At 44.5% G+C, this 26,674-nt stretch carries 17 protein-coding genes; 5 read left to right on the top strand and 12 right to left on the bottom strand.

The genetic code is table 11. From position 1 onward, the window contains the following. The first annotated feature begins 42 nt into the window (after nt 1-42). Nucleotides 43-417, top strand: coding sequence for an MliC family protein (locus tag Q0895_RS08475; RefSeq protein WP_299187692.1), 375 nt, complete (start codon nt 43-45; stop codon nt 415-417). 110 nt (nt 418-527) lie between these two features. Here the strand turns inward: Q0895_RS08475 and Q0895_RS08470 are convergent, their stop codons facing one another. The 10 genes from Q0895_RS08470 to Q0895_RS08425 form a co-directional block, all read right to left on the bottom strand. Further along, a complete protein-coding gene (locus tag Q0895_RS08470; RefSeq protein ID WP_299187689.1) occupies nt 528-1,127 on the bottom strand; it encodes a class I SAM-dependent methyltransferase in 600 nt (199 codons plus the stop codon). 288 nt (nt 1,128-1,415) lie between these two features. Further along, nucleotides 1,416-5,657: an ATP-dependent RNA helicase HrpA gene (hrpA, locus tag Q0895_RS08465; protein ID WP_299187687.1), complete on the bottom strand. Its 4,242-nt coding sequence runs from the start codon at nt 5,655-5,657 to the stop codon at nt 1,416-1,418. Between the two features lie 253 nt (nt 5,658-5,910). Next, nucleotides 5,911-6,228, bottom strand: a complete 318-nt coding sequence (locus Q0895_RS08460) for a hypothetical protein (protein ID WP_299187684.1) — start codon at nt 6,226-6,228, stop codon at nt 5,911-5,913. A gap of 199 nt (nt 6,229-6,427) precedes the next feature. Next, nucleotides 6,428-7,858, bottom strand: coding sequence for a guanine deaminase (gene guaD, locus Q0895_RS08455; protein ID WP_299187681.1), 1,431 nt, complete (start codon nt 7,856-7,858; stop codon nt 6,428-6,430). A 98-nt stretch (nt 7,859-7,956) separates the two neighbouring features. Continuing rightward, nucleotides 7,957-9,045 carry an XdhC family protein gene (locus Q0895_RS08450; protein ID WP_299187678.1) on the bottom strand — a complete coding sequence of 363 codons (1,089 nt, stop codon included), beginning with the start codon at nt 9,043-9,045 and terminating at the stop codon, nt 7,957-7,959. Beyond that, nucleotides 9,023-11,608, bottom strand: coding sequence for a xanthine dehydrogenase molybdopterin binding subunit (xdhB, locus tag Q0895_RS08445; protein ID WP_299187675.1), 2,586 nt, complete (start codon nt 11,606-11,608; stop codon nt 9,023-9,025). Before xdhB ends, Q0895_RS08450 begins: the two co-directional genes overlap by 23 nt. Before the next feature lie 102 nt (nt 11,609-11,710). Beyond that, the gene (locus tag Q0895_RS08440; RefSeq protein WP_299187673.1) at nt 11,711-13,462 is read right to left on the bottom strand and encodes an FAD binding domain-containing protein; all 1,752 of its coding nucleotides are present in this window, start codon (nt 13,460-13,462) and stop codon (nt 11,711-11,713) included. Nucleotides 13,463-13,832: 370 nt separating this feature from the next. After that, entirely contained in the window at nt 13,833-14,522 is a 690-nt protein-coding gene (locus tag Q0895_RS08435; RefSeq protein WP_299187670.1) for a 1-pyrroline-5-carboxylate dehydrogenase, read from the bottom strand. A gap of 11 nt (nt 14,523-14,533) precedes the next feature. Beyond that, on the bottom strand, nt 14,534-17,818 hold the full coding sequence (gene putA / locus Q0895_RS08430) for a bifunctional proline dehydrogenase/L-glutamate gamma-semialdehyde dehydrogenase PutA (RefSeq protein WP_299187667.1): 3,285 nt from the start codon (nt 17,816-17,818) through the stop codon (nt 14,534-14,536). 765 nt (nt 17,819-18,583) lie between these two features. After that, the gene (locus Q0895_RS08425; RefSeq protein WP_299187664.1) at nt 18,584-19,879 is read right to left on the bottom strand and encodes an NCS2 family permease; all 1,296 of its coding nucleotides are present in this window, start codon (nt 19,877-19,879) and stop codon (nt 18,584-18,586) included. Between the two features lie 494 nt (nt 19,880-20,373). Between Q0895_RS08425 and tolQ the strand changes: the two genes are divergently transcribed. From tolQ to Q0895_RS08405, 4 genes are all read left to right on the top strand, one after another. Beyond that, a complete protein-coding gene (gene tolQ, locus Q0895_RS08420) occupies nt 20,374-21,111 on the top strand; it encodes a protein TolQ (protein WP_058368632.1) in 738 nt (245 codons plus the stop codon). Beyond that, nucleotides 21,108-21,566: a protein TolR gene (gene tolR / locus Q0895_RS08415; protein ID WP_058368631.1), complete on the top strand. Its 459-nt coding sequence runs from the start codon at nt 21,108-21,110 to the stop codon at nt 21,564-21,566. Before tolQ ends, tolR begins: the two co-directional genes overlap by 4 nt. Before the next feature lie 75 nt (nt 21,567-21,641). Then, a complete protein-coding gene (locus tag Q0895_RS08410) occupies nt 21,642-22,664 on the top strand; it encodes a TonB family protein (protein ID WP_299187658.1) in 1,023 nt (340 codons plus the stop codon). Nucleotides 22,665-22,800: 136 nt separating this feature from the next. After that, nucleotides 22,801-24,093, top strand: a complete 1,293-nt coding sequence (locus Q0895_RS08405; protein ID WP_299187655.1) for a translocation protein TolB — start codon at nt 22,801-22,803, stop codon at nt 24,091-24,093. 141 nt (nt 24,094-24,234) lie between these two features. Here the strand turns inward: Q0895_RS08405 and Q0895_RS08400 are convergent, their stop codons facing one another. Continuing rightward, nucleotides 24,235-24,858: a cytochrome c gene (locus Q0895_RS08400; protein WP_227511727.1), complete on the bottom strand. Its 624-nt coding sequence runs from the start codon at nt 24,856-24,858 to the stop codon at nt 24,235-24,237. A 47-nt stretch (nt 24,859-24,905) separates the two neighbouring features. Further along, entirely contained in the window at nt 24,906-26,507 is a 1,602-nt protein-coding gene (locus Q0895_RS08395; RefSeq protein WP_058368626.1) for an NAD(P)/FAD-dependent oxidoreductase, read from the bottom strand. Nucleotides 26,508-26,674: the final 167 nt, after the last annotated feature.

Below are 26,674 nucleotides of genomic sequence, written 5' to 3'. Positions count from 1 at the left end.
TACTGCTTTACATCTCAAACAACAAAAATCTTGAGGAATATTATGAAAAAATTATTAGCCGTTGTGCCTTTTGCTGTATTACTAGGAGCATGTGCAACTAATGCCCCAACCACTACGACAGCCCCTACTACCAATACGCAACAAGTGGTACAGTCATTTACTTGTGAAGATGATGGCGTTGTGACGGCCGCTTATGCAGTCGATGGTCAAGCTGCAAAACTTAACGTTACCCTACCGAAGGTTGGTTTAAATAACGCAGACATCGAGATGAAACAAGCCGTATCAGGTTCTGGCGCTCGCTACATCAATGACGTTAATCCTAAAACGACTTATGACTGGCAGACCAAAGCTGACTTTGGCATTATGACAATTAGCTCAGACAATGGTCAACAATATAGCGTGAACTGTAATATCTAATAGGTTATCATTACAGTCATTACCATTAATCAGTAAAAAACCCCACGTAATATATTACGTGGGGTTTTTTGTGCTCTACCTTAAACAGTAATAAAAAGACTGCTCGCTTATTAATTTTTCTTACCTACGAATTGTACCACTGCACTAAGACCTTGATGGTGCTTACCTTCTGATACCATACGCTGTTTTTCAGCGCCAATGATTTCTTCTAACTCTGTAAGCTCGTTCTGTAAGTTTTTAAGGGAGTTAAAACGCTCTTTTTGCGCAGCAGGTGGGCCGCCAACAGCATTCATGGTCAGTTGCTGCTCGGTATAAGCTTCAAGGATAAATACTCCGTTTGGTCTCAGCGCTGGGACAATCTGTGTATGGATGTGCTGGCGAACGTCTGTAGGCATATGCGCCCAAATAGAGACAATACCATCCCATTCATTTTCACCGAATTGATAATCCGCTAAATCGGCCACTTGAGTGGTAATGGTGACATCTCTATCAATGGCCAGTTTTAACGCTTTATTTAATCCCACATCAGATAAGTCCATGGCAGTAACTCGATAGCCTTGCTCAGCTAAAAATACCGCGTTTCTGCCTTCCCCTTCTGCCAAACATAGTACGCGTCCCCCTGCTGGTATGCGCTGGAACTGCTCTTTTAAAAAGTCATTTGGTTCTGTACCAAAAACATATTCTGGTTTGCTGTAACGTTCATTCCACATGTCGCTTTCCTTTTCTATTTTATTTAGCATGCTAATTATTACAGTTATAGTACCGTGGGTAAGGCGCAATAGGAACCACAATGTTAAAGATGAGATCACCTATCTTTATAGCTACATGAGATAACAACCAAAGTTCGTGAGAATGTTATTACTCGTTACTTATATAATCTGTACAAAGACAGGATTAGCGCTGTCAAGGGTTATTCATAAAGTAAAAGGCTGGATTAGCGCTTGCTAGTCCAGCCTTTTTTATTGTGTTAGGCAAGCATGTAATCGACGAGCTGTTTATTAACTCACCTTGTCCCACAGCTTACTCAGGCGTTTCGGTGACACTGCCATACGCGTTTTCATTGGCTGGGCAAACAGTTGAATGCGATACTCCTCGACCATCCAACGATATTCACTGATAGCCGCATCGCTGGCACGGTTTGCCAGCCGCTCCATATGCACATCGAGCGCATACACCCCGTCGAGATCAGCGTCGAGGTTGTGCTCCAGACGTTCGATACGAATCTCTAGCGCCTCTAGATAACGCGGATACTGTTGCCAATGACTGTAATCCATCCGATAAACAAAATCAGACAAATGCAAGTCCTCAAGCTGGTCTTCGATATCATCGATAGACTCGCCAAATATCTCCCGATCCAGCATGAGTAAGCTCTGACGAATACGCTGCCAGCGCGTATAGACGTTTTTGAGGGTTTTGATAACGCTCTGACCCGTCAATAAAAAGTTGCTAACCACAGCCTCAAGCGTCTTTGCATACTCCTCTGGGGTAAAGGGCAACTCTTCGCTCAGTTCAACTGCCACATCATCGGCGCTCTCAGGCAAATCCTCATTATGATCAAATAAGACATAATGCTCCTCAAGCGTGGCATCAAGTGTCGCATCAATCACAATGGTCTTTAGGGCTTCCATATCACCCAGCGGGGCAAAGGCCAATTTAAATATCTTATCGATTTGACTGGTCAGCTGCTTTCTTTTGGCACCCAGCTTGCCTTTGATCAAAGTCAAAACCCCGATACGATGCGCCTGCAGTGCCGCATTTACATCGGTGTATTGATGAATCGATACTGCCTCTCCCGCCTCATCTGCGACCAAGGCAGCAAACTGCTTCATTACCACGCCTGCGCTATGATGGTTTTTACTAAAGGCAAAGTGCTCAGGGAATTCAGTATGCGCGCCTTGCTGCTCATTGACTGCTTGACGGGTCTCTTGAGCATGCCGAATCTGTAGCGTCTGTAGGTCTCGGCCTTTTTCGATGATGCGGTTTTTGTCATCAACCACGCAGATTTGTGGCTGTAAATAACGATCAATGCTGGCCGGATTAAAGCTCGCTTCGGTCACCGACATAATCCCGCGGCGGTGTAGCGCTTGGCATAGCTGCTTGAGTAGACCTTGTTCGCCCTCTGGCTGTAGCTCATCAAAGAGACTGTCTGCCGTGTCAGGAATCGGTACGATCTGTCGGCGGATGTCTTTTGGTAATGACTTTAGCAGTTGTAATACCAGCTCATAGCGCCAACCAGGCACGCCCCACAGCAGCTCAATGGCATCAAGCTGCGGCAATGCGACGAGCGGCACGCGAATGGTCACGCCATCATCATCGCTTGATGGATCAAAGACATAACGTAGCGGCAGCTTTAAATCACCCAGCTTCCACACTTCTGGGAAGTCACCTGTGGTCGGCGCTTGGCTGTTGAGCACGTCATCATCGGTAAAAAACAGATATTTACTATCGTTTTTTTCTACCTCAGCGCGCCAGTCCTCAAAGGCTTTGCGACTAGCGACATGCTCGGGGATTTTTTTGTCATAAAACTGATACAGCGCCTCTTCATCGACGAGTAAATCGCGGCGACGCAATTTGTCTTCAATACGCTCAACATGAGCGATTTTGTCCATATTGTGCTGCAAAAACGGCGCTTGCCGACCCAAGTTACCAGTTACTAAACCATCACGGATAAATATCTCCCGCGACTCTGCCAAGTTGACCTGCTCGTAGTTGGTTAGCTGCTTACTGATGATAATAAGTCCAAACAAACTAATCTGCGCATAAGCTTTGACACGGCCTGTTTTCTTGGACCAATGCGGCTCAAAGTAATGATACTTTAATAAGTTGCCCGCCGCGGAGATGATCCACTCAGTTTCAATCTTGGCAACGGTACGCATAAACACTTGTGAGGTCTCAACCATCTCAAAGGCCATGACCCAAGGCGGCACTTGTTTAAACACGGTACTGGCTGGGAAGATTTTGGCTTTTTGCTGACGCGCTGCTAAATACTCACCGCGATTATCTGTTTTATGAGCGATGGTCGAGAGCAGCCCCGTCAATAGTGCGCGATGCAAATTGGCATATTTGACCGCTTTGACTTCCTCATCTTCTACACTGGTAGGGTCACTACTACCCGCCCCTTTTTGAACGCCTTTATCATCTGCAAGCTTAAGATCCATAACCATCTGCAGCAACTGTCGATGGGTCTGACTCCATTCACGCACGCGCGGGAAGCTCAGATAATGTTTTTTGGCAAACTGTTTGCGCTGATTACCAGACAACTTATTGCCGTCTGCATCCTTTTCAAACAGCGCTTTCCAAAGGCTTAAATAGAACAAAAAGTCGGAGTCATCTTGACGAAACTCGGCATGCTTTTGATCCGCTTGCTGGCGTTTATTGGCGGGGCGCTCACGCGGATCTTGTACGGCAAGGGCGGCCACAACGATGAGCATCTCACGGATACAATCAAAGTCGCTACCTGCCACCAACATACGTGCCAATCTTGGATCGATTGGCATACGTGCCATTTTTTGCCCAGTTGGCGTTAGGCGCAGCTGATTAAGACCCTTGGAGCGCTTGGCAGGGCTGGGTGCTTTGTCGCTTTTAGAGGTAATCGCCCCTAGCTCATCGAGCAGTTTATGACCATCGGTGACCAGACGGCTATCTGGCGGCTCAATAAAAGCAAAATCATCGACACTACCCAGACGCAGGTTGGCCATCTGCAAAATCACGGAAGCAAGGTTGGTGCGCAGTATCTCAGGCTCGGTAAATTCTGGACGACCGCTAAAGTCCTCTTCACTATACAGACGAATACAAACGCCCGGCGCGACACGGCCACAGCGGCCTTTACGCTGATTGGCAGCCGCTTGCGAAATGGCCTCAATCGGCAGGCGCTGGACGCGTGAGCGATACGAATAACGCGAAATCCGTGCAAACCCCAAGTCAATCACATAGCGAATGCCGGGTACGGTCAGCGCAGTCTCAGCGACGTTGGTGGCAATTACGATGCGCCTACCGCGACCTGACGGCTGAAAGATACGCTGCTGCTCTTCATAAGTCTGCCGTGCAAACAGCGGCAACACTTCGGTGTGCTTAGGTCCATGACGCACAAGCACATCTTGCAGCTCACGAATTTCCGCTTCTGTCGCCGCAAATATCAAGATATCTGCTTGGTCAGCATGACCTTTATTTTGTGCATCGCTAAAGCATTCTTCGACGGCAGCTACCACTGCGCGCGGTAGATTTTCTTCAAAATCATCGTAGCTGTCGTCATCTGAGCTACCCACTGGCTCATCGGTCAGCGGACGATAGCGTACCTCAACAGGGTAACTGCGGCCTTCGACATTAAAAATCGGCGCAGGGACATTACGCTTAAGCTTACTGTCATAACGACTAAAGTATTCGCTAAAACGCTTGGTATCGAGGGTGGCTGAGGTAATAATGACTTTTAAATCAGGGCGTTTGGGTAGCAGTTTTTTTAGATAACCCATGATAAAGTCAATGTTTAGACTACGCTCATGCGCCTCATCGATGATGATAGTATCGTATTTACTCAAAAACCGATCATGACCGAGTTCCGCCAATAAGATACCATCGGTCATTAGCTTCACGACCGATTGCGCTGATCCTTGCTCATTAAAGCGAATCTTAAAACTGACGGTATTACCGAGCTGCTCGCCAAGCTCCTCAGCGATACGGTTTGCCACACTTCTAGCCGCTAGTCGCCTTGGTTGGGTATGCCCTATTTGCCCCGTGATGCCGCGCCCTGCCAGCATCGCAAGCTTCGGTAGTTGTGTGGTTTTACCAGACCCTGTCTCACCTGCGACAATGATGACTTGGTTGTCAATGATGGCTTGCACGATGTCATCAGCGCGCTGACTGACAGGCAGATCTAGGTTTAAGGTGGCTGGCAAATTGTCTGGGATACTCTCGATACGCGCTTGCACTGCCTGCTGTGAGCGGGTTTTTATTTTTTCGTATTGCGCGCGTTTTTTGCTCAGGACTTCTACCGCTTTAGACGAGTCTTTTTCTTTACGGGAGTCGCTATTGGCTGCTTTATTTTTAGCCACAGCAGCGCGTGCCAGCTCGCGCTCCAAACGCCCAAGATAGTAGCTGTCTTTGGCAAGGACTGGTAGATTAGAAGTATCGACTTTACTTATAGCATCAGCGGCAGATTGCGATGCTGCGCCTTCAATATCTAATCGAGAAGTGGTGTCTGTTTGTGATTTGGTATGTTGCAATTCTTTAGTTTGATTCGGCATATTTGCTTAGGCTATTTATTATAAGAAAGTGCTTAGATTATGGAGGTTATGCAGGTGTGATTCAAGGTGGTTTGTGATTCAAGATGACTGTAGTGTTTGGTTGATAATTGTTAAATCATGAGAAGATTTTTAGCATTATCAAAATATTTAATAAAAAAATTATACTTCTTAGCCACAGTCTTATATTTAATTAGCAGTAGTTAACTTGGTCATGCCTACTTGTAAGTGAATAAATACGTTCTAAATAATAAGGTCAATTGCTATTGGTATAAATGGTCTGTTGACGGCTCGCTGCGTCTGTAAAGAAAGTATGCAGCTTTTGTAGTGACAGCTTAGGAAAAGGCAGATGCAGCGAGAGTATCAAGCGCTCAAACGCTACCATCTCATCAGCCAATGCTTGTGCGCTGTCAGGTTCAATCTGCGGGTTTTCATAAAGATTATCGATAAGCCACGTTAACTGTGGAAAGCTGGCATTATTATGAATTTGATAAAGAGTGGGCACCAGATCATTCGATATTTGGCAGCGCGTTTTGCGAATCATGCCGTTTTTATAGTACATATCTAAAGCCATATTATGGTAACTTCCTTAAATTTTTGGACGTGTTGAGCGTTCGATTATGGCACTGACAGAGAATAGTTTTATCGTCATAAACCTCTGCAAGTTTATGACTATCACCAATAGCCATTACGAAACCAGTCTTTACGAACCAATATAACATTTATTGAAGTCAATTGAGCTGCTACTTTATAAGCATTAAGTTGCTTTAAATCTAAAATGACCGCGATTTATAACGACTTACCCCTGCAATGACCGTCTCCTCAATTACCCTATCGTCACCAAGCATCATTAGTACAAACAAACGCTCTTCAAGTGTTTTAGTCTGCGCCATACGTCTTTGTAATAAAGGCGTTGCTGCCATGTCTATGACCACAAAGTCTGCTTCCTTGTTAGGCATAAAGTTACCGATTTTATCATCTAGCACTAATGACTGCGCATTACCCAAGGTAATCTGATATAACCCTTGGTGGGCGGACAATTGATTGTTTTGTAATTGCTGAACTTTATACGCCTCATTTAAAGTCGTTAGCATCGATAAACTGGTCCCCGCTCCTACATCAGTAGCGATACTAACGCCGGTATAACTTAACGTTTTAGGTAAATCAAATAATCCGCTACCCAAAAATAGATTGGACGTTGGACAGTGCGCTATTTGTGTACCAGTTGCGCGTAGCCTTTCATATTCTGGAGTCTCAAGGTAGATACCATGTGCCAAGGTAGTGTACCGACCCAGTAGCCCCATATCCGCATAGACATCGAGATAGCCTTTATGATTGGGATAGAGCTTGCGTACAAAAGCCACTTCATCACGGTTTTCTGCCAAATGTGTTTGCAGATAAACAGTGTCGTAGTTGGCATATAGCTCGCCTGCCAGCTGCAGCTGTTTTGGTGTTGAGGTAATCGCAAACCGCGGGGTAATAGCCACATGCTGACGCCCACGCTCATGCCAATTATCAATAATATCTTGCGTATCTTGAATGCTCTGCTCAGCAGGCACACACAAATGCTCAGGCGCGTTTTGATCCATCAACACATTACCCGTAATCATGCGAGTATTAAGCCTATGACTTTCAGTAAAAAAGGCTTCTGCGGACTCAGGGTGGCTAGTAGAAAACACCATGGCGCTGGTTGTGCCATTGGCGAGTAACTGCTCTAAAAAGAATTGTGCGGTATCATGGGCAACCTTTGGATCGGCAAAATTGGCTTCAGTGACAAAGGTATAATTATTAAGCCAGTCCAAGAGCTGCTCACCATAAGCGGCAATCATATCTATTTGCGGATAGTGCACGTGGGTATCGATAAAACCAGGCATAATCAGTTTATCTCGATAGTCATGAACCTCTACCGGTGCTTGATCATTAGTTTGAGCATAATTCGCTAGTATCGTTTCGTTACTACCATAATCTACAACGTGACCTGACACATCGTCGACGACCAGCGCACCATTAGCAATATACTCAGGATAAACGTTCATGCCCGCAATAACTGGTAATAGCGTTATATTATTATCAACAGTTGCTGTATTTAAATAGTTAGAAGCTGTTGAGTTAGATTTTTCAGCGTGCGCACACTCAGCCCTTTGATTCAGATCATCTTCGGTAAGATAGTGCAGGAGCTGCGCTTGGTAAATGTGTAGGGTCATGGGTAAATCTCCCGTCACTTGGTTATACCGAACGTTTTGGTAGAATTTAAGTTAATAATAGAGATAAAAATCAGTATCGATGATCTATAGCTTATGACTTATTTTTGATGATAATGTTGCAAAATTTGTGCAGTAATAGATACGGCAACAGCCATTGGCTCTTTACCACCGATTGGTAATCCTATTGGCATAGTTAGTTTATCAACTACCTTCTCATCATAGTCACGTTGCAGCAGCCGGTTTTTAAAACGCGCGGCTTTAGTTGCCGAGCCAATACAACCGATATAAGGCATTAATATTTCTGAATTATTATTAGGACTAGTCGCCAAACTATTATTTGCGTCTAAACCAGCATCTAAAGCTGCACGTATCAATTCAAAATCAAGACTATGATCATGGGTCATCACTAGGATAAAACGCTGACCGCTTTGTTTAAATGGTTCAATAAACGGATAAATAAAATCAACAGGATCATCATCAATATGCGCACGGATATGGGCAGGAAGATTATAAAGTTTAGGCTGATTTAAGCTAGACTGGGTTTCTAATCCTTGAGATAAACCTTCGGTTTGAATAGATTTGTTTGGCAAATGAGATTTATCTAATAAATAACGCTCAAACATTTCAGGACGACTGTCTACCCAATCCACCTGGCAAGGCAGCTCTGCTAGTATCGTCATTAATGCTGCCGCCACATTCCCTGCTCCAAATACCAATATCGACATTGGCGGCGTTATATTAAAACATTCAAACATGACAGTGACACTACCACCGCAGCACTGTGCCAGCTTTGCACCTAGCGGATAATGCTTCGTATAGACAGCATCGCGTCTTACCGTTTTAGATGGCTTTGACTCATTGTCGTTATCTTCGTTATTGTCGTTATCAATGTCCTTATTAGCGTTTTTGTTTCTTTTGGATATTTTTGGTACGGTTGTATCTATCTCACCATTTAGCAGTTGCCTTGCTGTCGTGATAACATCATGCTCAAGACCGCCACCACCAAGCGTATCGCAGTAGCCATCCTGTGTGACCACCATTTTTGCTTGTAGTGCTCGCGGCGCTGAGCCATTAACCGCAACGACAGTCGCTAACACGTGTGCCAGACCTTGGTGCTGATATTGTACTAAACCGTCATACCAGCGCGTGGGAGTTGCCAATAACTCACTCACTGTGCGTAGGTTCACTATGTGCAGGGCCTCTTGCACCTGCCACGTTAGGGTGCTCTATTGCTTCTGGTTGGTCATCGACTGTCTGACCTTCGACCTCTGGCGGATTGATATCTTCGGCATGCGGTACAAGTTGTGGCTTAACTTTATCGTCGTCAATACCACAGTTGTCCTCATCTTCGGTCAAACTCTCAAGCGCATCAAAGTTTACGTTTGTGTCAATCTCCCATTGCTCGCCTTGCATACGCATCACCGCTTTTAACACCGCCTCTGGAGTTGCTGGCATCGTAAGGCCTGGGTTCTTTTTATAATCACCTAAGCTTGCGATTGCATTATTAATAGCACACCAAACGCTCGCCGCCAGCATAAAAGGCGGCTCACCAACTGCTTTAGAGTTATAAATAGTTTGCTCTTCGTTTTTACGATCGTATAGTTTAACGTTAAATTGTTTTGGCAAATCGTGCGACGTTGGAATTTTATAATTGGCGGGGCTATTAGACGCTAGTGTGCCCTTTTTATCCCACGTCAGCTCCTCCGTTGTAAGCCATCCCATACCTTGTACAAAGCCGCCTTCAATCTGACCAATATCAATAGCTGGATTAATAGACTGTCCTGCATCATGTAAGATGTCGCAGCGCAGCACTTGGTACTCACCAGTTAACGTATCTATTTCAACCTCAGTACATGCAGCACCTAGAGCAAAATAAAAGAAAGGTCGACCCCATGCTTTAGAACGGTCATAAAAGATCTTTGGCGTCTTATAATAGCCAGTAGAAGATAGACTAACGCGGTGCTGATAGGCCAACTGCACCATCTCAGCAAAAGTAAAGTCTTCCTTGTCGCCAATATAGACATGATTGCGCTCAAAACGTATGTCTTCTTGCGCCACTGTAAAATGCTCAGCGGCAAACTCGACAAGGCGTGCCTTGATGGTTAGACAAGCGTTTTGCGCGGCTTTACCGTTGATATCGGTGCCTGATGAAGCCGCTGTCGGTGAGGTATTGGGTACTTTGTCAGTACGCGTTGCAGATACTTTTACAGTATCCAAATCTACAGCAAACTCATTGGCAACGATTTGAGCAATTTTGACAAATAGCCCTTGCCCCATCTCTGTCCCGCCATGATTGAGGTGGATGCTGCCATCAGTATAGATGTGTACCAAAGCGCCTGCTTGGTTCAATGTCTGCACGGTAAACGAGATGCCAAACTTGACAGGTGTTAGGGCAATGCCAAGACGCTTGTCGCTACCTGTAGCTTCGGCTTGCTCATTGGCTCTTATAATCTGCTGACGGCGCTTATCGTAATCACAATCTGATGCCAGCGTATCCATAATCATTGCCAAATCAAAATGCTCGATTGGCTGACCATAATGAGTGCTTTGACCATTTTGGTAGAGGTTCGTCAAACGCACTTGCAAAGGATCTTTGCCCAATGTATAAGCAATTTGATCCATCATATATTCAGCAGTCATCAGACCTTGGGGTCCACCAAAACCACGATAGGCCGTGTTCGATACTGTGTGCGTTTTACAGCGATGTCCTGCCACCTGTGCGGCTGGATAATAATACGCGTTGTCACAGTGGAACATCGCTCGATCAACGATAGCATCGGACAAGTCTGGCGCATAACCACACAAGCCAGCCAGCTGCATATCGACACCTAGGATTTGCCCTGAGTCATCGACACCGACTTCATAACGATTGACAAATTCATGGCGCTTACCAGTCACAACCATGTCATCTTGCCGATCTAGGCGCATACTGACAGGTACATTGTGACGCTTGGCAATGATACCGCAAAAGCATGCCCAAGCAGCGGCTTGTGTCTCTTTGCCACCAAAGCCGCCGCCCATTCTGCGCACAACCGTATTGACCGCATGAAAAGGCAGATCTGTCACCTCAGCGACGAGCTGCTGCACCTCACTTGGATGCTGCGATGAAGTATAGACTTCAAGCCCGCCATCATCGCAAGGCACCACATACGACACCTGCCCTTCAAGATAAAAGTGCTCTTGTCCGAGCATATGAATATGGCCTGCAATACGCTTGGGCGCATTCGCAAGTGCTGCATCGGTATCACCGCGCTGCATAAAATGGCTTGGGCGTACAAATTGCTCTTGCTCTAAAGCTTCATCAACACTCAATATTGCTGACAATGGTTCATATTCTATCATGGCTTTAAGTACGGCTTTTTTGGCGGCACGGTGAGTGGTTGCCACGACCAAAAACAGCGTCTGACCCACGTACTGTGTGATCTCATCTACCATCAATGGCTCACCATCAAATACCGCTCCGATATCCGTTTGGGCAGGCAAATCCTTAAAGCTTAGAACATCAATCACCCCATCAGCCGCTTTGACTGCGCTGAGATCCATACTGGTTATACGAGCATGAGCATGACTACTTTTGCCGACAGCTAGATGTAGCGTGCCCTGCGGCTTTAAAATATCGTCCACATAGGTAGCCGTTCCCATGACGTGACTGATTGCACTATCATGCTTGGCAGAAGTGCCGATTTTGTTCTTTGGCGGACGTACGCGGCGAATACTGTAGCTGTCAAATAAAAATGATTGATGGCTCATGATAATTCTCTCTATATTGGTGCTTTTATAAATGGAGCAAAAGCTACAAATTCAGCCTTTAGCGTTTTAGCTATCATTTAAAAATTATCGTTAATAAATCTATTAAGCGTTTTCAGCCTGCACCTCTCTTAACAGCTGTTTGCCACACTTAAGCAGTAAACGTTGTACCACATGTAAGCGATACTCACGGCTGGCTCGCACATCTGTTAATGGTGAGACATCCATCGGTAGTGCTTTGGCAGCGCTCTCAAAGCTTGCTACCTCAAGAGGCTGTCCCAGAAGTGCTCGTTGACATTTTTTTGCTAATAATGGTATTGCCGCCATACCGCCTAGACCAATCTTTGCATGATCGATGCTTGTACCATCTGTTGATAAAACAATTCTTATGGCGACCAAGCAAGCGGAAATATCATCTTCATAACGCTTACTAATTTTATGAATAAATAAGTGCTGGTTATCCTGCATCAATGGGATATGAACAGCAACGATATAACTGCCTGGCTGCAGCTTGGTCTTTTTATAATCTATAAAAAATTCTGATAAAGGTATTATCTCGTCAACATAAGACTTTTTACTATTTTCATCGTTGTTGACTTTATCTTTATCACTAATCTTTTTCGCACTATCATCATTGTTATTATCAGGACCACAATGACGCAAATGAACGCGAGCATCTAATGCTAGTAAAATGGGAGGCAGATCACCGATGGGCGAGGCATTAGCAATATTACCGCCAAGTGTACCCATATTACGTATTTGTGGTGAAGCAATTCTGGCAAATAGCGCAGCAAAAGTAGGAAAATACTGCTCAAGTATCGGCAGCATGTGCTGATAGGTCATACCTGCACCAAATCTCAACGCTTGTGCTGGTCTATCATTGATATTAGCGGCGTCGTCTGGTTCAAAGTGTGAGCCTAAATGAGAATCAGACAACGACCATGATTTTAGCTCGTCAATAGCCGATAGTTGAATGATCGTTTCATGGTCAACTAAGTGCTGAGTGATGCTCAATCCCAAATCCGTACCGCCCGCCCATATAGTTGCACTTGGGTATAAGGCTAATAGCTCATCAAGCTCGTTCATTGATTTTGGAATAAATAGCTGTCGTACTCCTTTAGCCAATGCCAGCGTAGTAGTTGACACCTGATCTACTGTATCTGTTGCTATGCTTTTAGGTAACGATTTTTTGTCGTTTGCCATGACATCAGTCGCTAAACTTATGCTCAAGTCCTTTGCGGCTGTTTGATCAGCGTCTCTTTGTTGACCGATTTTGCCCATCATTAGACCAGCTTCGATGATGGGGCGATAACCAGTACATCGGCATAGATTCCCTGATATGGAAGCGACAATATCCTCATAGCTTAAATCATTGTTGGTGGGCTGACCATTTATGATGTCCTGCTTGGCAGTTACTTGCTTAACATGGTTATGCTGCATGCGATGGTTTTCATATACATTTGCAAGCGACATCACAAAACCTGGGGTACAAAATCCGCACTGCGAGCCATGACAGTCGACCATCGCTTGCTGTGCAGGATGTAACAGTGCCCGCTCTGGGTGATGCGCTGGGTTATCCGCTAGATAAGACGCTGTCATCAGATGATGTCCATCCATCAACGACAACAGAGTAATACAGGAGTTGAAGGTATAAAAAGGAGTGCTGTCGCTAGGCTCGCTCGTCGCATGATTAGGCAGGCGTTGCGCCATAATAGTACAAGCGCCGCAATCCCCACTACCGCAGCCTTCTTTAGTATCAGTTTGATGCTCATATAAGCGCAAATACTCAAGTACCGTTGTATTCGGATTGAGGTCGTTTAACTCGTGACGCTTTCCGTTTAGATAGAAACTAATCATAGCAGGACTCGGCTAAAAAATTGAGCTTTATAAAATATTGTAATATGACTATATTCTGAACACATGCTGATCAAAAGTACAATAGAACATCAAATTTCTACTCTTATAAAGATGACTATTTAGTCAGGTTTTATTTATATTATCACCCCTATTGCTCACCTACAAGCGATTAAATAACGTTTAGTAAAACTTTTAGAAAACATCTTATAAGTCATAAAACACTTTAAAATTGACAAAAAAAACGGTTAGCGCTTATCTCCAAAAGTTTTAAAACTCTTGTAAATAAACACTAACCGTCATCTATATACTACTAATTAATATTCTAACTACTAAGCACTTAACTGCTTAGTATGTCTTACACTACTTTTTATTATGTTCCAAGCTCAAGCAGGCTTGCATTACCGCCAATAGCAGTGGTATTGATAGTGATCACTCGCTCAGTGACAAAACGATGTAGATAATCTGGCGTAAGCATGTCTGATAAGCCATCCATATCTGTCACTGCAATCACTTGAGTTAAGATGCCATCAGTATCAGCCAATGTTTGACTGATCTCTTGCACTTCAGCAGCGCTACCTGCAACTGCTACTTGCGCGAGACGATCGATATGTAGCAAAGTAATCGTTTTTGAGTCGTTTGCAACACTCAGAACATCCTCACTGATACCCGTATCATAGAGTACTTTTGCGGCTTCTACGCACATCTCTTCTTGGCTTGGACAATGCAAGATGACTTCATTGCCTGTCAATAATGCAGCGATAAGCTGACCGAGCACCGCCATTGTTCTGGCAGACTCGCCACCGACAACCATCGTCTTACCACGGGCAGTCACATAAAGATCGTTGGACTCGCCTGTAGCACCTGTCATACGATGTACTTCATCAAGACTGGGTGCTGCGCTTAGCAAATGATTGAACAAGCGGCGCGCTTTATTGGCGTCCCCTGTGAACAAAGCCAGCTTAGGAATGGCAGCTTCCAGATAAGTAGCACGCTGTACTGCGCTAAGTAATCGCCAAGCTTCACAAACTTGAGCATGATTTTTTTTGAATTCGTTTGCCATGTTGCTACTCCTTATGCAAGCTCTGTTTGAGTGGTTGATGTCGTATTGTTTACAGTACTAGATGCTTCGGTAGCCAGTTTTGTAGCGTTTGGTTTTGCTGAGCTAAAAGATTCAGAGCTTAGCTTCATCAAACGTGCTACATAATGTGGACCACCAGCTTTTGGGCCAGTCCCTGATAAGCCGCAGCCACCGAAAGGTTGAACGTTGACCACAGCACCGATTTGGTTACGATTGACATAAGTATTACCTACAACAGCGCGGCGCTCGATATGCTCAGCGATATTTTCAATACGGCTATGGATACCTAAGGTTAAACCAAAACCTGTCGCATTAATCGCATCGATAAGCTGATCCAACTCACGAGCCTTATAACGCAGTACGTGCAATATCGGGCCAAAATGCTCGCCACCAATAACGTCGATGGTTTGTACCTCAATCGCTGTCGGCAATACAAAGGTAGATTGCTCTTCACTGACTACTGAGCTAGCACTCATAGGTGTTTGCGCCAAGATAGCCGCTGTCGGCTCAGATTTCATACGCTCGATATGACTCTCGAGCCCCTGCTTAGCATCTGCATCAATCACTGGACCGACATCTGTTGCAACGTAAGTTGGATTACCTACGATAAGCTCTGCCATATGACCTTGTAGTAATTCAATCAGTCCATCTGCCACATCTTCTTGTACACACAATATACGGCATGCAGAACAGCGCTGTCCTGCTGAACCAAACGCCGATAGCACAGCGTCTTTGACCACCTGCTCTGGCAATGCCGTGGAATCGACGATCATGGCATTTTGACCACCAGTTTCAGCAATCAAAATTGGTATCTCGCCACTTGTTTGCGCATGATCATTTAAGCTTTGGTTGATACGCTGCGCGGTTTGCGTTGAGCCCGTAAAGATAACCCCAGATAAGTTGTCTGCTGCTGTCAGCGCACCGCCTACTTCACCTGCACCAGTGACAAACTGCAATGCCTCACTCGGCACGCCAGCTTGATACATCAACTTAGCACCAAAATGTGCGATCAAGCTGGTTTGTTCTGCTGGCTTTGCTACCACCGTATTGCCTGCTGCTAATGCTGCAACGATTTGACCTGTATAGATAGCCAATGGAAAGTTCCATGGGCTGATACAGACAAAGGTGCCGCGCGCCTTATAAACTTGGCGTGACTGCTTACCAGCTAAGTCTGTAAATTCATGGGTGATATCGTTCAAGCGCTCCGCTTCATCGGCATAAAAACGACAAAAATCGACCGCTTCTTTGATTTCATCAATGCTGTCTTGTGTCGTTTTGCCCGCCTCCATTTGGCATAACGCCATTAGCTCAGCGTAATTTTCTTCGTACAAATCAGCGGTTTTGCGTAAGATAGCTGCACGCTCAGAAGCCGGTACTGCTTGCCAACTCGCTTGTCCAGCGACAGCAGCATCGATGGCTTGACGAGCCAAATCTGCATTGGCATATTGTACTTTGCCAGCCACAACTTCATGGTTCCAAGGCGCACGCACTGTATGACTCTCAAGCTGATGACTTGTGCCATCCTGCTCAAATGTGCTGACTGCTTGACCATTGATAACGGGCGCTGCTGACCATGTATTATTCAAATGACTATTAATCGCCGTTTTGAACGGCTGCCATTGCGACTCTACAAATATATTGGGCCCAAAGCTAGCACGGCGATTGCCATAGATGTCTAGGGGTAACGGAATCTCAGGATTATGCAGAGTCTCATTGGCCAATAGCTTGTCATATGGATGTACTGTAAGCTTATCAATTGGATATGACTTATCTAATAACTGGTGTACAAATGAGCTGTTCGCGCCATTTTCAAGCAAGCGGCGCACTAAGTATGGCAATAAGTCTTGATGAGCGCCAACAGGGGCATAGATACGTACAGGTATACTGTATGACTGTAAAATATGATCATAAAGCGCGTCCCCCATCCCATGTAGACGTTGGAACTCAAAGTCTCTGTGCGTACTCATGGTCATGACAGATGCCAAAGTATGGGCGTTGTGAGTTGCGAACTGTGGCCAAATTAAACCACGTAAATGTTCTGATAACAAAAACCGTGCGCAAGCAAGATAGGCGGTATCTGTGCCCTCTTTACGGGTCCAAACTGGATAGCCTGACAGACCTTTTTGCTGCGCAAGCTTAATCTCAAAGTCCCAGTACGCGCCTTTGACTAGACGTAGCGGAATACGGTCGCCCACTTCTTTGGCCAAACGAGCAAGCCATGCAAATATCGCAATCGCACGTTTTGAGTAGCCCTGAACGACTAGTCCTAGGCCATCCCAGCCTGCGGTCAATGGGTCACGATATAGTGATTCAAATAACTTTAAGGAAATCTCAAGACGATCCGCTTCTTCTGCATCGATACTGATATCGACATCGACTTCGCGTGCCGCTTCAATAAGTAGCAAACAGCGCTGACGTAGTAGCCCTAAGACTTGTGCCTCTTGCGTTGCTTCATAGCGTGGATGTAGCGCTGACAACTTGATAGATACAGAGGGCTTAGGCATGCCTTCCTTGACTCTAACATTGGCAGTCGCTTTAATTGCATGTAGGTAGTCATTGAAGTACTTTTCAGCATCTTTATTAGTGATAGCCGCTTCGCCTAGCATATCGAACGAATAGGTATAGCCTTTATTACGATAAGGTTGGCTGTTTTTATTGGCCTCTTCAATGGTCTCACCCAATACAAACTGATGCCCCATAATGCGCATGGCTTTTTGCATCGCACCGCGAATCATTGGCTCGCCCATCTTTTTGGTCATGCGATCCAAAAATCCAGAGGCGGTGGTACTGCTGTCAATACTGACAACACGGCCAGTCATCATCATGCCCCATGTTGAGGCATTGACCATAAAACCGTTGTCATCTTTTAGATGTTTTTTCCAGTCGGCTACACTCATTTTGTCACGGATTAGCGCATCAGCGGTGTAGCTGTCAGGGACACGAATCAACGCTTCAGCCAAGCTCATTAGCAAGATACCTTCTTGAGTATCAAGGCTATATTCAAGTAGCAATGAATCCACCATCTTGATCGCTTTACCATCGTTACGCACGTATTCAACCAGTTTACGTGTCTGCTCGCTAGCATCATCGCGCTCTTTATCACTAGGCTTAGCTAGCGGTAGCAATCTGTCCAACCAGCGGTCTTCATCGACACTATATAACGGTGATATACGCGCATAAAGGTCATCTGCAGACTGAGTAATATACTCAGGTGCAAGCAAATCGATAGGATTAAATAAAATAGGCTCTTTGGGGGTAAACTGGTCTATTGGGTTCATACCAACTCCATAACTATCGTTAAAAAAACCATAATAAATGGCGCTTGTGGACTCTTAATAACGCAAATATTTAGAATAAAGCAATTAAACATTCCGCCAAATAGCAGTGATAAACAACCAATAACAGCTATATATAGGAGACCAAACGGCACCATCACAAAACGAGCAAATCCAGCATAAGCTGGAGAGGGTTAAGTAGGTCGTTCGATTGTTAAAAAAAGTGCTACGTTAACAATTCAAAGGCAACAACGAACAGTTAAGCGGCATTAGTGCCTTCTTCTTGTCTGTAGTGAAAGGAGTGCGATCAACATTTAATGGCTTTTATATAAGCTGATTGAACCAAAATTATCATCTTGTATGACGCTAATTCACTGTAAGAAAAACCTCTACGGCGTTGATTGAGGTGATGCGCTTAACCCCGCCATATTATCATGAAACAATTTTTCGAACTAACAATATCGCTCATTTATATTAATAAATATATTATTTAAAAACAAATAGTTAGCGGTATGAAATTATAGCTAGCTTCTAATTGATGGTCTTTTGTTGATTATTGGTTATTTAATAAGGTTTTTTGCAGCCATAATGTTAATCCTTTGGTCAAAAACTTTATACTTTGCATAAAAAACCCTCCTTATCAATCAAAGATAAAGAGGGTAAAAAGTAGTTGTCATTAATGTCTATTGGCAGTGTATGTTTACACTATATTCAACCTGCCTTGGTTTAAATATCGACAGACATAGCACAAATAAACGTCCAAATAAGTTATAGCCATATAATCTTAACAAGTAAGATGATTGTTAGCACCCATACTGGTAGAGTCACTTCATTGACTTTGCCAGACATCAGCTTAACTGCGGTAAAGGTAATAAAACCAAGCGCAATGCCATCAGCGATAGAGTATGTCAGCGGCGTAAATAACAACACGACGACAACGGGTGCTGCATCTGTCAAATCCGCCCAATTGATGTCTTTTAGCGTACCTAACATCAGTACAGCGACGTAAAAGATAGCGCCAGCGGTAGCGTACGCTGGAATCATACCAGCCAGCGGTGCAAAAAAAGTACTTAATAAGAACATCACTCCGACCGTTACCGCCACAAGTCCAGTACGCCCGCCTGCAGCAATACCTGCCACACTCTCAACGTAACTGGTGGTCGATGAAGTACCAAGCATCGCACCTGTCACCGTCGCTGTCGAATCTGCTAGTAGTGCTTTGCCCATATTAGGTATGTTACCGTCTTTATCAATCAATTTCGCTTGGCTTGTCGTCGCCACTAGCGTACCTGCGGTATCAAATAAATCGACAAACAAAAAAGCAAAAATGACACTGATCATCGTGACATCAAACGCACCAGCAATATCAAGCTGCATAAGGGTTGGCGCAACGGAGGGCGGCGTAGATATAATCCCAGCAAACTCAGTATGACCTGCTAGCAGGCTAATTAAGGCGACCAGTAAAATGCCAATCGTCACAGCACCAGGAACTTTTTTATACGATAGCCCGATGATAACAAAGAAACCTATGGATGCCATCATAGGACCAAATGATGTCATATCACCAAGAGTCACTAGCGTTGCATCTTGCCCAACGATAACGCCAGAGCTTTGCAGTGCAATAAATGCTAAAAATGCACCGATACCTGCGATAACCCCTTGTTTAAGAGCAATCGGAATAGAATTAATAATCCATTCACGAATTTTAAATAAGCTTAATAGTATGAATATGCACCCCGACAAAAAAACAGCACCGAGTGCTGTCTGCCATGCATAACCCATCCCTAACACCACACCATAGGTAAAAAAGGCGTTAAGACCCATGCCGGGTGCCAAAGCTACTGGCAAACGCGCATAAAGACCCATTATAAAACAGCCTATCGCAGCGGCAAGACAAGTAGCAACAAACACTGCCCCTTTATCCATGCCCGCTTCTGCTAATATATTGGGGTTGACAAAAATGATATAAGCCATCGTTAAAAATGTCGTTATACCGGCAACAATTTCCGTTTTTATCGTCGTATTGTCACCATTAATTCCAAAATAGCGCTCAATTGCATTCATAAGGGTCAATCCCAACTGGCCAGTGAAAAGAACAAGTTTATTTGTGTCTAAAATAAAGATGACGTCAACAAAGCAATGATGACGTCATAAAAAAAGACAGCGGTAACAAAGCGCAACATTCTAGAGAAACCCGTGCACAAATTCAATCATTACCCATGCCTTACACGCCTAAAATCAATATTAAATGTGATCTACAAACAATAGTACACGGTAAAAACACATTATCAAACTATTAATCCAAAAACTCTCTACTACCCATTAAACATATTAATAATGACCTTTTGTCTATTTAACAGTAAACTAAGGGGTTGAGATATTATTGTCATAGAGAGGATACTATTATCCAAACGCTGTCTTCTTATTAAATTGTTGAAATAAATAATAAAATATATTTATTAGCTATCATACAACAAACATAAATTGTATCTTTTAGGGTTGTTTGATCAGGGCCTCAGCTTTGGTCAATTGTTGTTAATCATCAGTGAGCCTGTTACATGCCTGAATCATTAAACATTATCGATCTTATTACTCAAGCAAGTCTGCTCGTGCAGATGGTGATGGGATTGCTATTACTAGCCTCTTTGGTTAGTTGGGTTATTATCTTTCGTCTAAGTGCGCGCCTCGGTACTGCCAAAAACTTCGATGATCAGTTCGAAACGTGGTTTTGGTCAGGTGAGGATTTGGCCAAACTTTATCAGGGTGTCCAAGGCTCGCCTGAGCGTCAAGGGCTTGAGCAGATTTTTTATATTGGATTTTCTGAATACTTAAGAATGCACAAAAAACGTCAACCCAAAGATGACATTATCGATGGCGTCGAGCGTAAGCTACGCGTTGGACTTGGTCGTCAGCAGCAGCTACTTGAGTCCGGTATTACCACCCTTGCCAGCATCGGTTCGGTAGCGCCTTATGTGGGTTTATTTGGTACGGTTTGGGGTATTATGAATGCCTTTTTGGGTCTCTCGCAGACAGAACAAGCGACCCTTGCTTCAGTCGCCCCTGGTATCGCTGAAGCACTTATTGCCACGGCGATGGGGCTATTTGCAGCTATTCCAGCCGTATTAGCGTATAACCACTTTACAGCAAAGTCAGGCCAGCTATACGAGTCGCGCGCCTTATTTTGTGATGAGATGACAGGAATGCTACAGCGTGAGACCAATACTCAAAATGCACTAAATAAAGCGCATAAAAATAATGAGAGTAGAGCTGGTGAAGGTCAGGTGGCAGGGCTATGAAACCAAACCCCTACAGCCGCAAGAAAAAAGCACTTAATGCTGAGATGAATGTCGTACCTTATATCGATGTTATGCTGGTGCTGCTGGTGATATTTATGGTGACAGCACCAATGCTGACCACGGGGGTCGATGTCGATTTACCAAAAGAGCAGACCAATACGATGAGCCAAAACCAGCTGCCTGTCATCGTGTCATTGACAAGTAGCGGTGAGATTTTTATCAGCTATGAAAACAACATAGACATGCCTATTAGTGAGCCTGAATTGATCAACACCTTAGCCAACTTGCAATCGCAAAATAGTAACGCTGACATGCCACCGCTTCAGGTAATGATTAACGCTGATCAAAACAATCAATACGGTGCAATCATGACCTTGATGGCCAATTTGCAACAAGCAGGTATTCAGAAGGTGGGGCTATTAACAGGTGCTCCTCTACCTACGCCTACGTTATAATAGGCTTAAATCAAAAACAATTATTCTTTATATACGCTTGATTGAATCCAGTAGGCAACCTGATGACACACGTCAATGAGTATCACAATCATGAATAATGCTCCTGCCGTCTATATCCCAACTCCGCCCGAAGGTAATGGGCTGACCCTACCCTTGCTATTAAGTCTATTGGCTCATGGCATCGTACTTGGCTTGCTGGTCTATACCTACCAGCAGCCCGAATTAGAAACCGTTGGCAATATCGAAACCACTATGGTCACGCCAGGAGAGTTGGCTGAGATGCAAGGACAAATACTGGCCAACCGTGCAGCGATGCAAGCTCAGGCTGCGAGTAGTACTAGTAATACAGCGACCAGTGAGCCTATACCTACAGACAGTAATAGCAATATTAGTCAAACAAATGCATCATCAAACCTGCAAAGAGAGCCTGTATTCACGCGCTCCGATGCGCCAGCGGACCAACCAGTACTAATGAGTCAGGAGCAGCATCAGCGGCGTATTGAGCAGATGCAGGAGTATGAGCGTAATATGGCCGAGCTGGCAGCGCAGCTAGATGAGACCGCCCTAGAAGAGCTGAACCAAGTAGAACAAGACAAACAAAACCAGCTTCATGCTGAGCGCGCACGTTTAAAGTCTTTTCGTTATACAGAGAATAATCCGCCTAAAATCAAACGCCCCAACAATACACAGGCCAATTTGGAGATAGAAACGGGTAATACTAATAATGCTGGCAAAAATTTTAGCCTAGAAGCAGATGGAAAATCGACAGTATCTGGAAGCCCCAACACTTCAGGGCAATCAACAGGCAGTAATAGCAGTGCGTCGACGAGTAGTCGCGGTGCAAGCAATAGTGAGATCGTAAGCTTAATTAAGCGCAACTATAATCCACCGGTAGCAGCTAAAGGCTCAATTCAGCAGGCAACCTTGACCATAACGGTCAATAGTAATGGAGATGTGGTTAACGTCTCTGTCTCAGGGTCTGATTCAGCTGTCAATGAAGCGGCCAAACAAGCGGTATTAAATACTCGTAATTTACCGATTGATACTGACGATCCCAAATACCCCACCTTTACCATACGATTTAAAGGCAGCAATTAATAAGAGGATAGACGGCTGATTTATTGTTGGTTTTATCTTAAAAAACTTGCACCAATGGCAATATTGTCTTACCGTAATACTCAATTAAAGTATATAAAAAACGATTGTCATATCATTTTAGGAGCCAAATCCAGTCATGCGTACTCACAAAAAACTGTTGCTTAGCTTACTTGCTAGCACCTCAAGTCTACTTATTGCTCCTAGCGTATACGCGGCTCCCGTCGTATTAGAGTTAGACTACGAGATTCCAGTTCAACAAAACCAAGTCGCCTTCGTGCCTTTCGCTGGCGACTCTGTGCTATCACCCATTATCTTAAATGATTTGAGTAGAACTGAGCTCAATGTGACTAGCAAAGACCTGCCTCAGCAACCGCGCAGCAGTAGTGAGCTGGCAGAGACATTACCAGTGTGGCAAAGCTTAGGTATTCCGTATTTAGTAGTCGGTAGCACCCGTACCAATCGCGGTAAAATTGAGACTACTTATGAGGTAATTGATGTCAAATCTGGTCGTGTACTTCAAGGAAAGCAAAGCTTAAGCGCTGATAATAATCAAGAAAGCTTGCGTTATGCCGCGCACGTCATCGCTGATAAAGTCTATGAGCTGATCACTGGTACACCAGGTGACTTTTCAGGTCGTATTGCTTATATTGAAGAGACAGGACGCGGAAAAGACAAAATATCTCGCCTAAAAGTTATGGATGCCGATGGCGAGAACGCCAGAACCATTACTGAGGTAGCAGGCTCCATATTTTCGCCTACATGGTCGCCCGATGCTTCGCGTATCGCCTATACCGTACAGCGCGATAAATCTTATCCATTGATTTATGTGCAAAATGTCAGCGGCGGTGCAGCGACCGTTGTTACCCCTTATAAAGGCAGTAACCTAAGCCCTTCTTTCTCCCCTGATGGTAGCAAGATACTCTTCTCTAGTAGCTTTGAGGGTAGTGCTGATATTTATGAGATGAGTGCAGGTGGTGGTAACCTTAAAAAACTGACAAACTGGCCAAGCAGTGAAGTCCAACCAAACTATGCACCAGACGGTAAGTCTTTTGTGTTTGTCTCTGATAGAGCAGGCTTTAACAAACCGCAGATATATCGCTATGAGTTTGGCTCAGGTCGAACGACCAAAGTCTCTAATAGCGGTTATGCAACCAGCCCGCAATTTAGTAGTGACGGCACACAAATTGCATTTTTAAGTGGGCGATCAGCCGCGATTATGAACAGTAACGGTGCTATAACTGCAAACCTTGGTAACACAGGTATTGACGAAGCCCCAAGCTTCTCTCCTAATGGCAAGCGTGTGGTGTATGCCTCCACCCAAGGCGGTAATGGGGTCTTAACCATTAAGTCCCTAAATGGAGGTTCGTCATTTGGTAAGTCTGGTCAAGGCGTTATCCGCTCCCCAGTATGGTCATCAAGCCCCAAATAAGCCTTCAGCTCTATAAACTTGTCGCCTTAATACCAGCTTATTTCTTGCTTCGCACACATAAAAAAGCGCCCAATCATATGATCGGGCGCTTTTTTATACATGACTATTAGTAGCTATTACCTAAGGTTGGTTGTGATGCACTTATTCGCTTGGATCATAACCTGGTGGATTGGCATGTCTTAGCTGCGCCACATCTTCAGCAGTAACAGTCTGTTTAAAACCGTTTAAATCATTGACGACATATTGAGTGACAGCGGCCATTTGCTCATCGTCCATCATCATATGAAATGACGGCATGCCACGAAAACCATTAATCAATATATCAATAATGTAGTATTTCGACTGCATTTTACTGTTATTTGCTAATGGTGGGTAATAGCCTGCACCTTGAGCACCCTCGCCTTCATGCATATGGCAGCCTGCACATGAATCATGATATAGCTTTTTACCATTGGTAGTAACAAAAGCATTTTGACCTTCAAACTTAGCTTCCCACTTTGTAAGGCTGGGATCATTTTCCATATTTGGCAATGAGCTATCGTCGACGATGTTGATATTTGGCGCTCTTAACTCATCACGAGTCATATATACACCGCCCCAAGCGCCAGTGTTACGGCTGGCTTGATTATTAACTGGTAGTACAGCATCTTGTTTGCTTGCTATTGTCTCTACATCCTCTGATTTTTGGCTACAGCCTAGCAATGCTGCACTGCTTATCATACTAAGTGACATCACAGTTAGCATTTTAAATGTCGTTTTTTTCATGCTTATATTGTCCATGACAGCCTCTGAATTTATTATGGTTATCAACATTACCCAAGCATTTTTGCCTTTTTGTGCAGACGATTGGCTGCATCAATGCCGGATAAAATAGCGCCCTCTTGCCATGCAGGAATATGTGAGCAATGCTCGCCTGTCAGTACAATACGGTTGTCGATACTACATAGCTGATCATAGTATTGGTCACGGCTCGACTCACTCCAAATACCATAACAACCTAAGGTCCATGGTATACGGTGCCACACCACTGACGTACCTGTACGGAACTCTTTTGGATACTGCGGATGAATGTATTTACCATAAGCAAGGGCGGCGTTAATACGCTCCTTTGGCGTTAATGTATTAAACTTATAAGAAGTTGGGCCAAAACCATAGGCTCCTAACAGTACCCCTGTCCCTGTTTTGAACATCTCTTCTGACGGGTAAGCGATTTGTGTAATGGGCATATCAGTATAAGTGACCCCGCCAAAAATCCACTCGTCTTCTTCCCAAAAGCGGCGGTTAAACTCGAGACCAACTTTATAAGAGGTGTCGTACGGCACTGCTGCCATTGCTTTTTTCATCGATTTTGAGACGTTGATATCGATTTGGGTCAATACGGTAAGCGGGATATTACAGACACACCAGTCAGCACGTATGGTCTTGGTCGCACCATCCGGGCTGTTACTATCGACATAATTGACAGTCACACCACTTTCATCTTGATGAATCTTAGTGACTTTGGCATTAAACTCAATCATATCGCGGCACTCACGAGTAAACGCATCACCGATTTTGCCCATACCGCCTACTGGCTGGAACATCGTTGGTTGATGGCCGTAGGTCATATGATTGGCATAAATGTCTGACCACATACCAGAGTCTAATATCTCACTAATAGGTAGAGGCTTTGAGGGTTTTTCATTGGGCATAAGGCCACCGCCAGGGAAGACGCTAAAGCCGCGATGTTTGGTAGTCTCATTGCTGGCTCTGTAGCGATAGTCTTTGTCTAGTACGCCCCAGCCTTTTAAGCCCTCAAGCAGCTTTTCTTTATCCTCAGTATTCACTGAACGATCTAGTCCGCCAACGTTGACCGCCTTTGATAGTAGCTCAGCTATGTTGCCTTGTATGTCGTTTTTTACATCTCCTAGGCGCTGCGGTACACCGCCAAAGTGCGTAGAGCGATGCAGATAAGCCCGGTCGTTAGTCTGCACAAAAGGCTGCATCTCAACACCGAATTTTTTACAATAGTGAAATACTGCATAATGATGACTTGGTAAACGCCAAGGCCCACCGTTAAAATAGTTACCTTCTTCAAAATCACAGGTAACCTCCTCACCGCCAAGCTCAGTATATCTGTCACCACTGTTGAGCGTCCAGCTACGTCCACCACCTCGATTTTGGAACTCAAGTACCTTAACATCATAACCTGCTTTACGTAATTCATAAGCAGCGGTTAGACCGCCAAGACCTGCCCCAAGAATGACAATACTCGCTCCTGGAGGCGCTCCTTTTAGGTCCATCGATTCTTTAAAGCTAGACTCAGAAGCAAATCCTAAGGTAGTCATTGCTTGATACATCGCAGTTGCACCCGCTGTTTTACCGATCATCGAGAGCAGTTGGCGCCGCGTTGGTGATTGAAGCATGTCTTTCATAATAATATCCTTAAAGTAGATTTTCGTGTATGGCGGTAGGCATTCACTTTTATTATTGGTTCAGCTCATATAATCTGTCTATGACGCTAAGCTTTAATACTCTACTGACTTACACTGAATCTATGTCTTATAATAAGCGCCTAACACGCATTTGTTAAGTTGCCTGT

Origin of the sequence: uncultured Psychrobacter sp., from assembly GCF_947495825.1 — a bacterium.
GTDB lineage: Bacteria > Pseudomonadota > Gammaproteobacteria > Pseudomonadales > Moraxellaceae > Psychrobacter.
The sequence above is the reverse complement of the archived record's forward strand: the minus strand, read 5'-3'. Positions and strand labels throughout refer to the sequence as shown.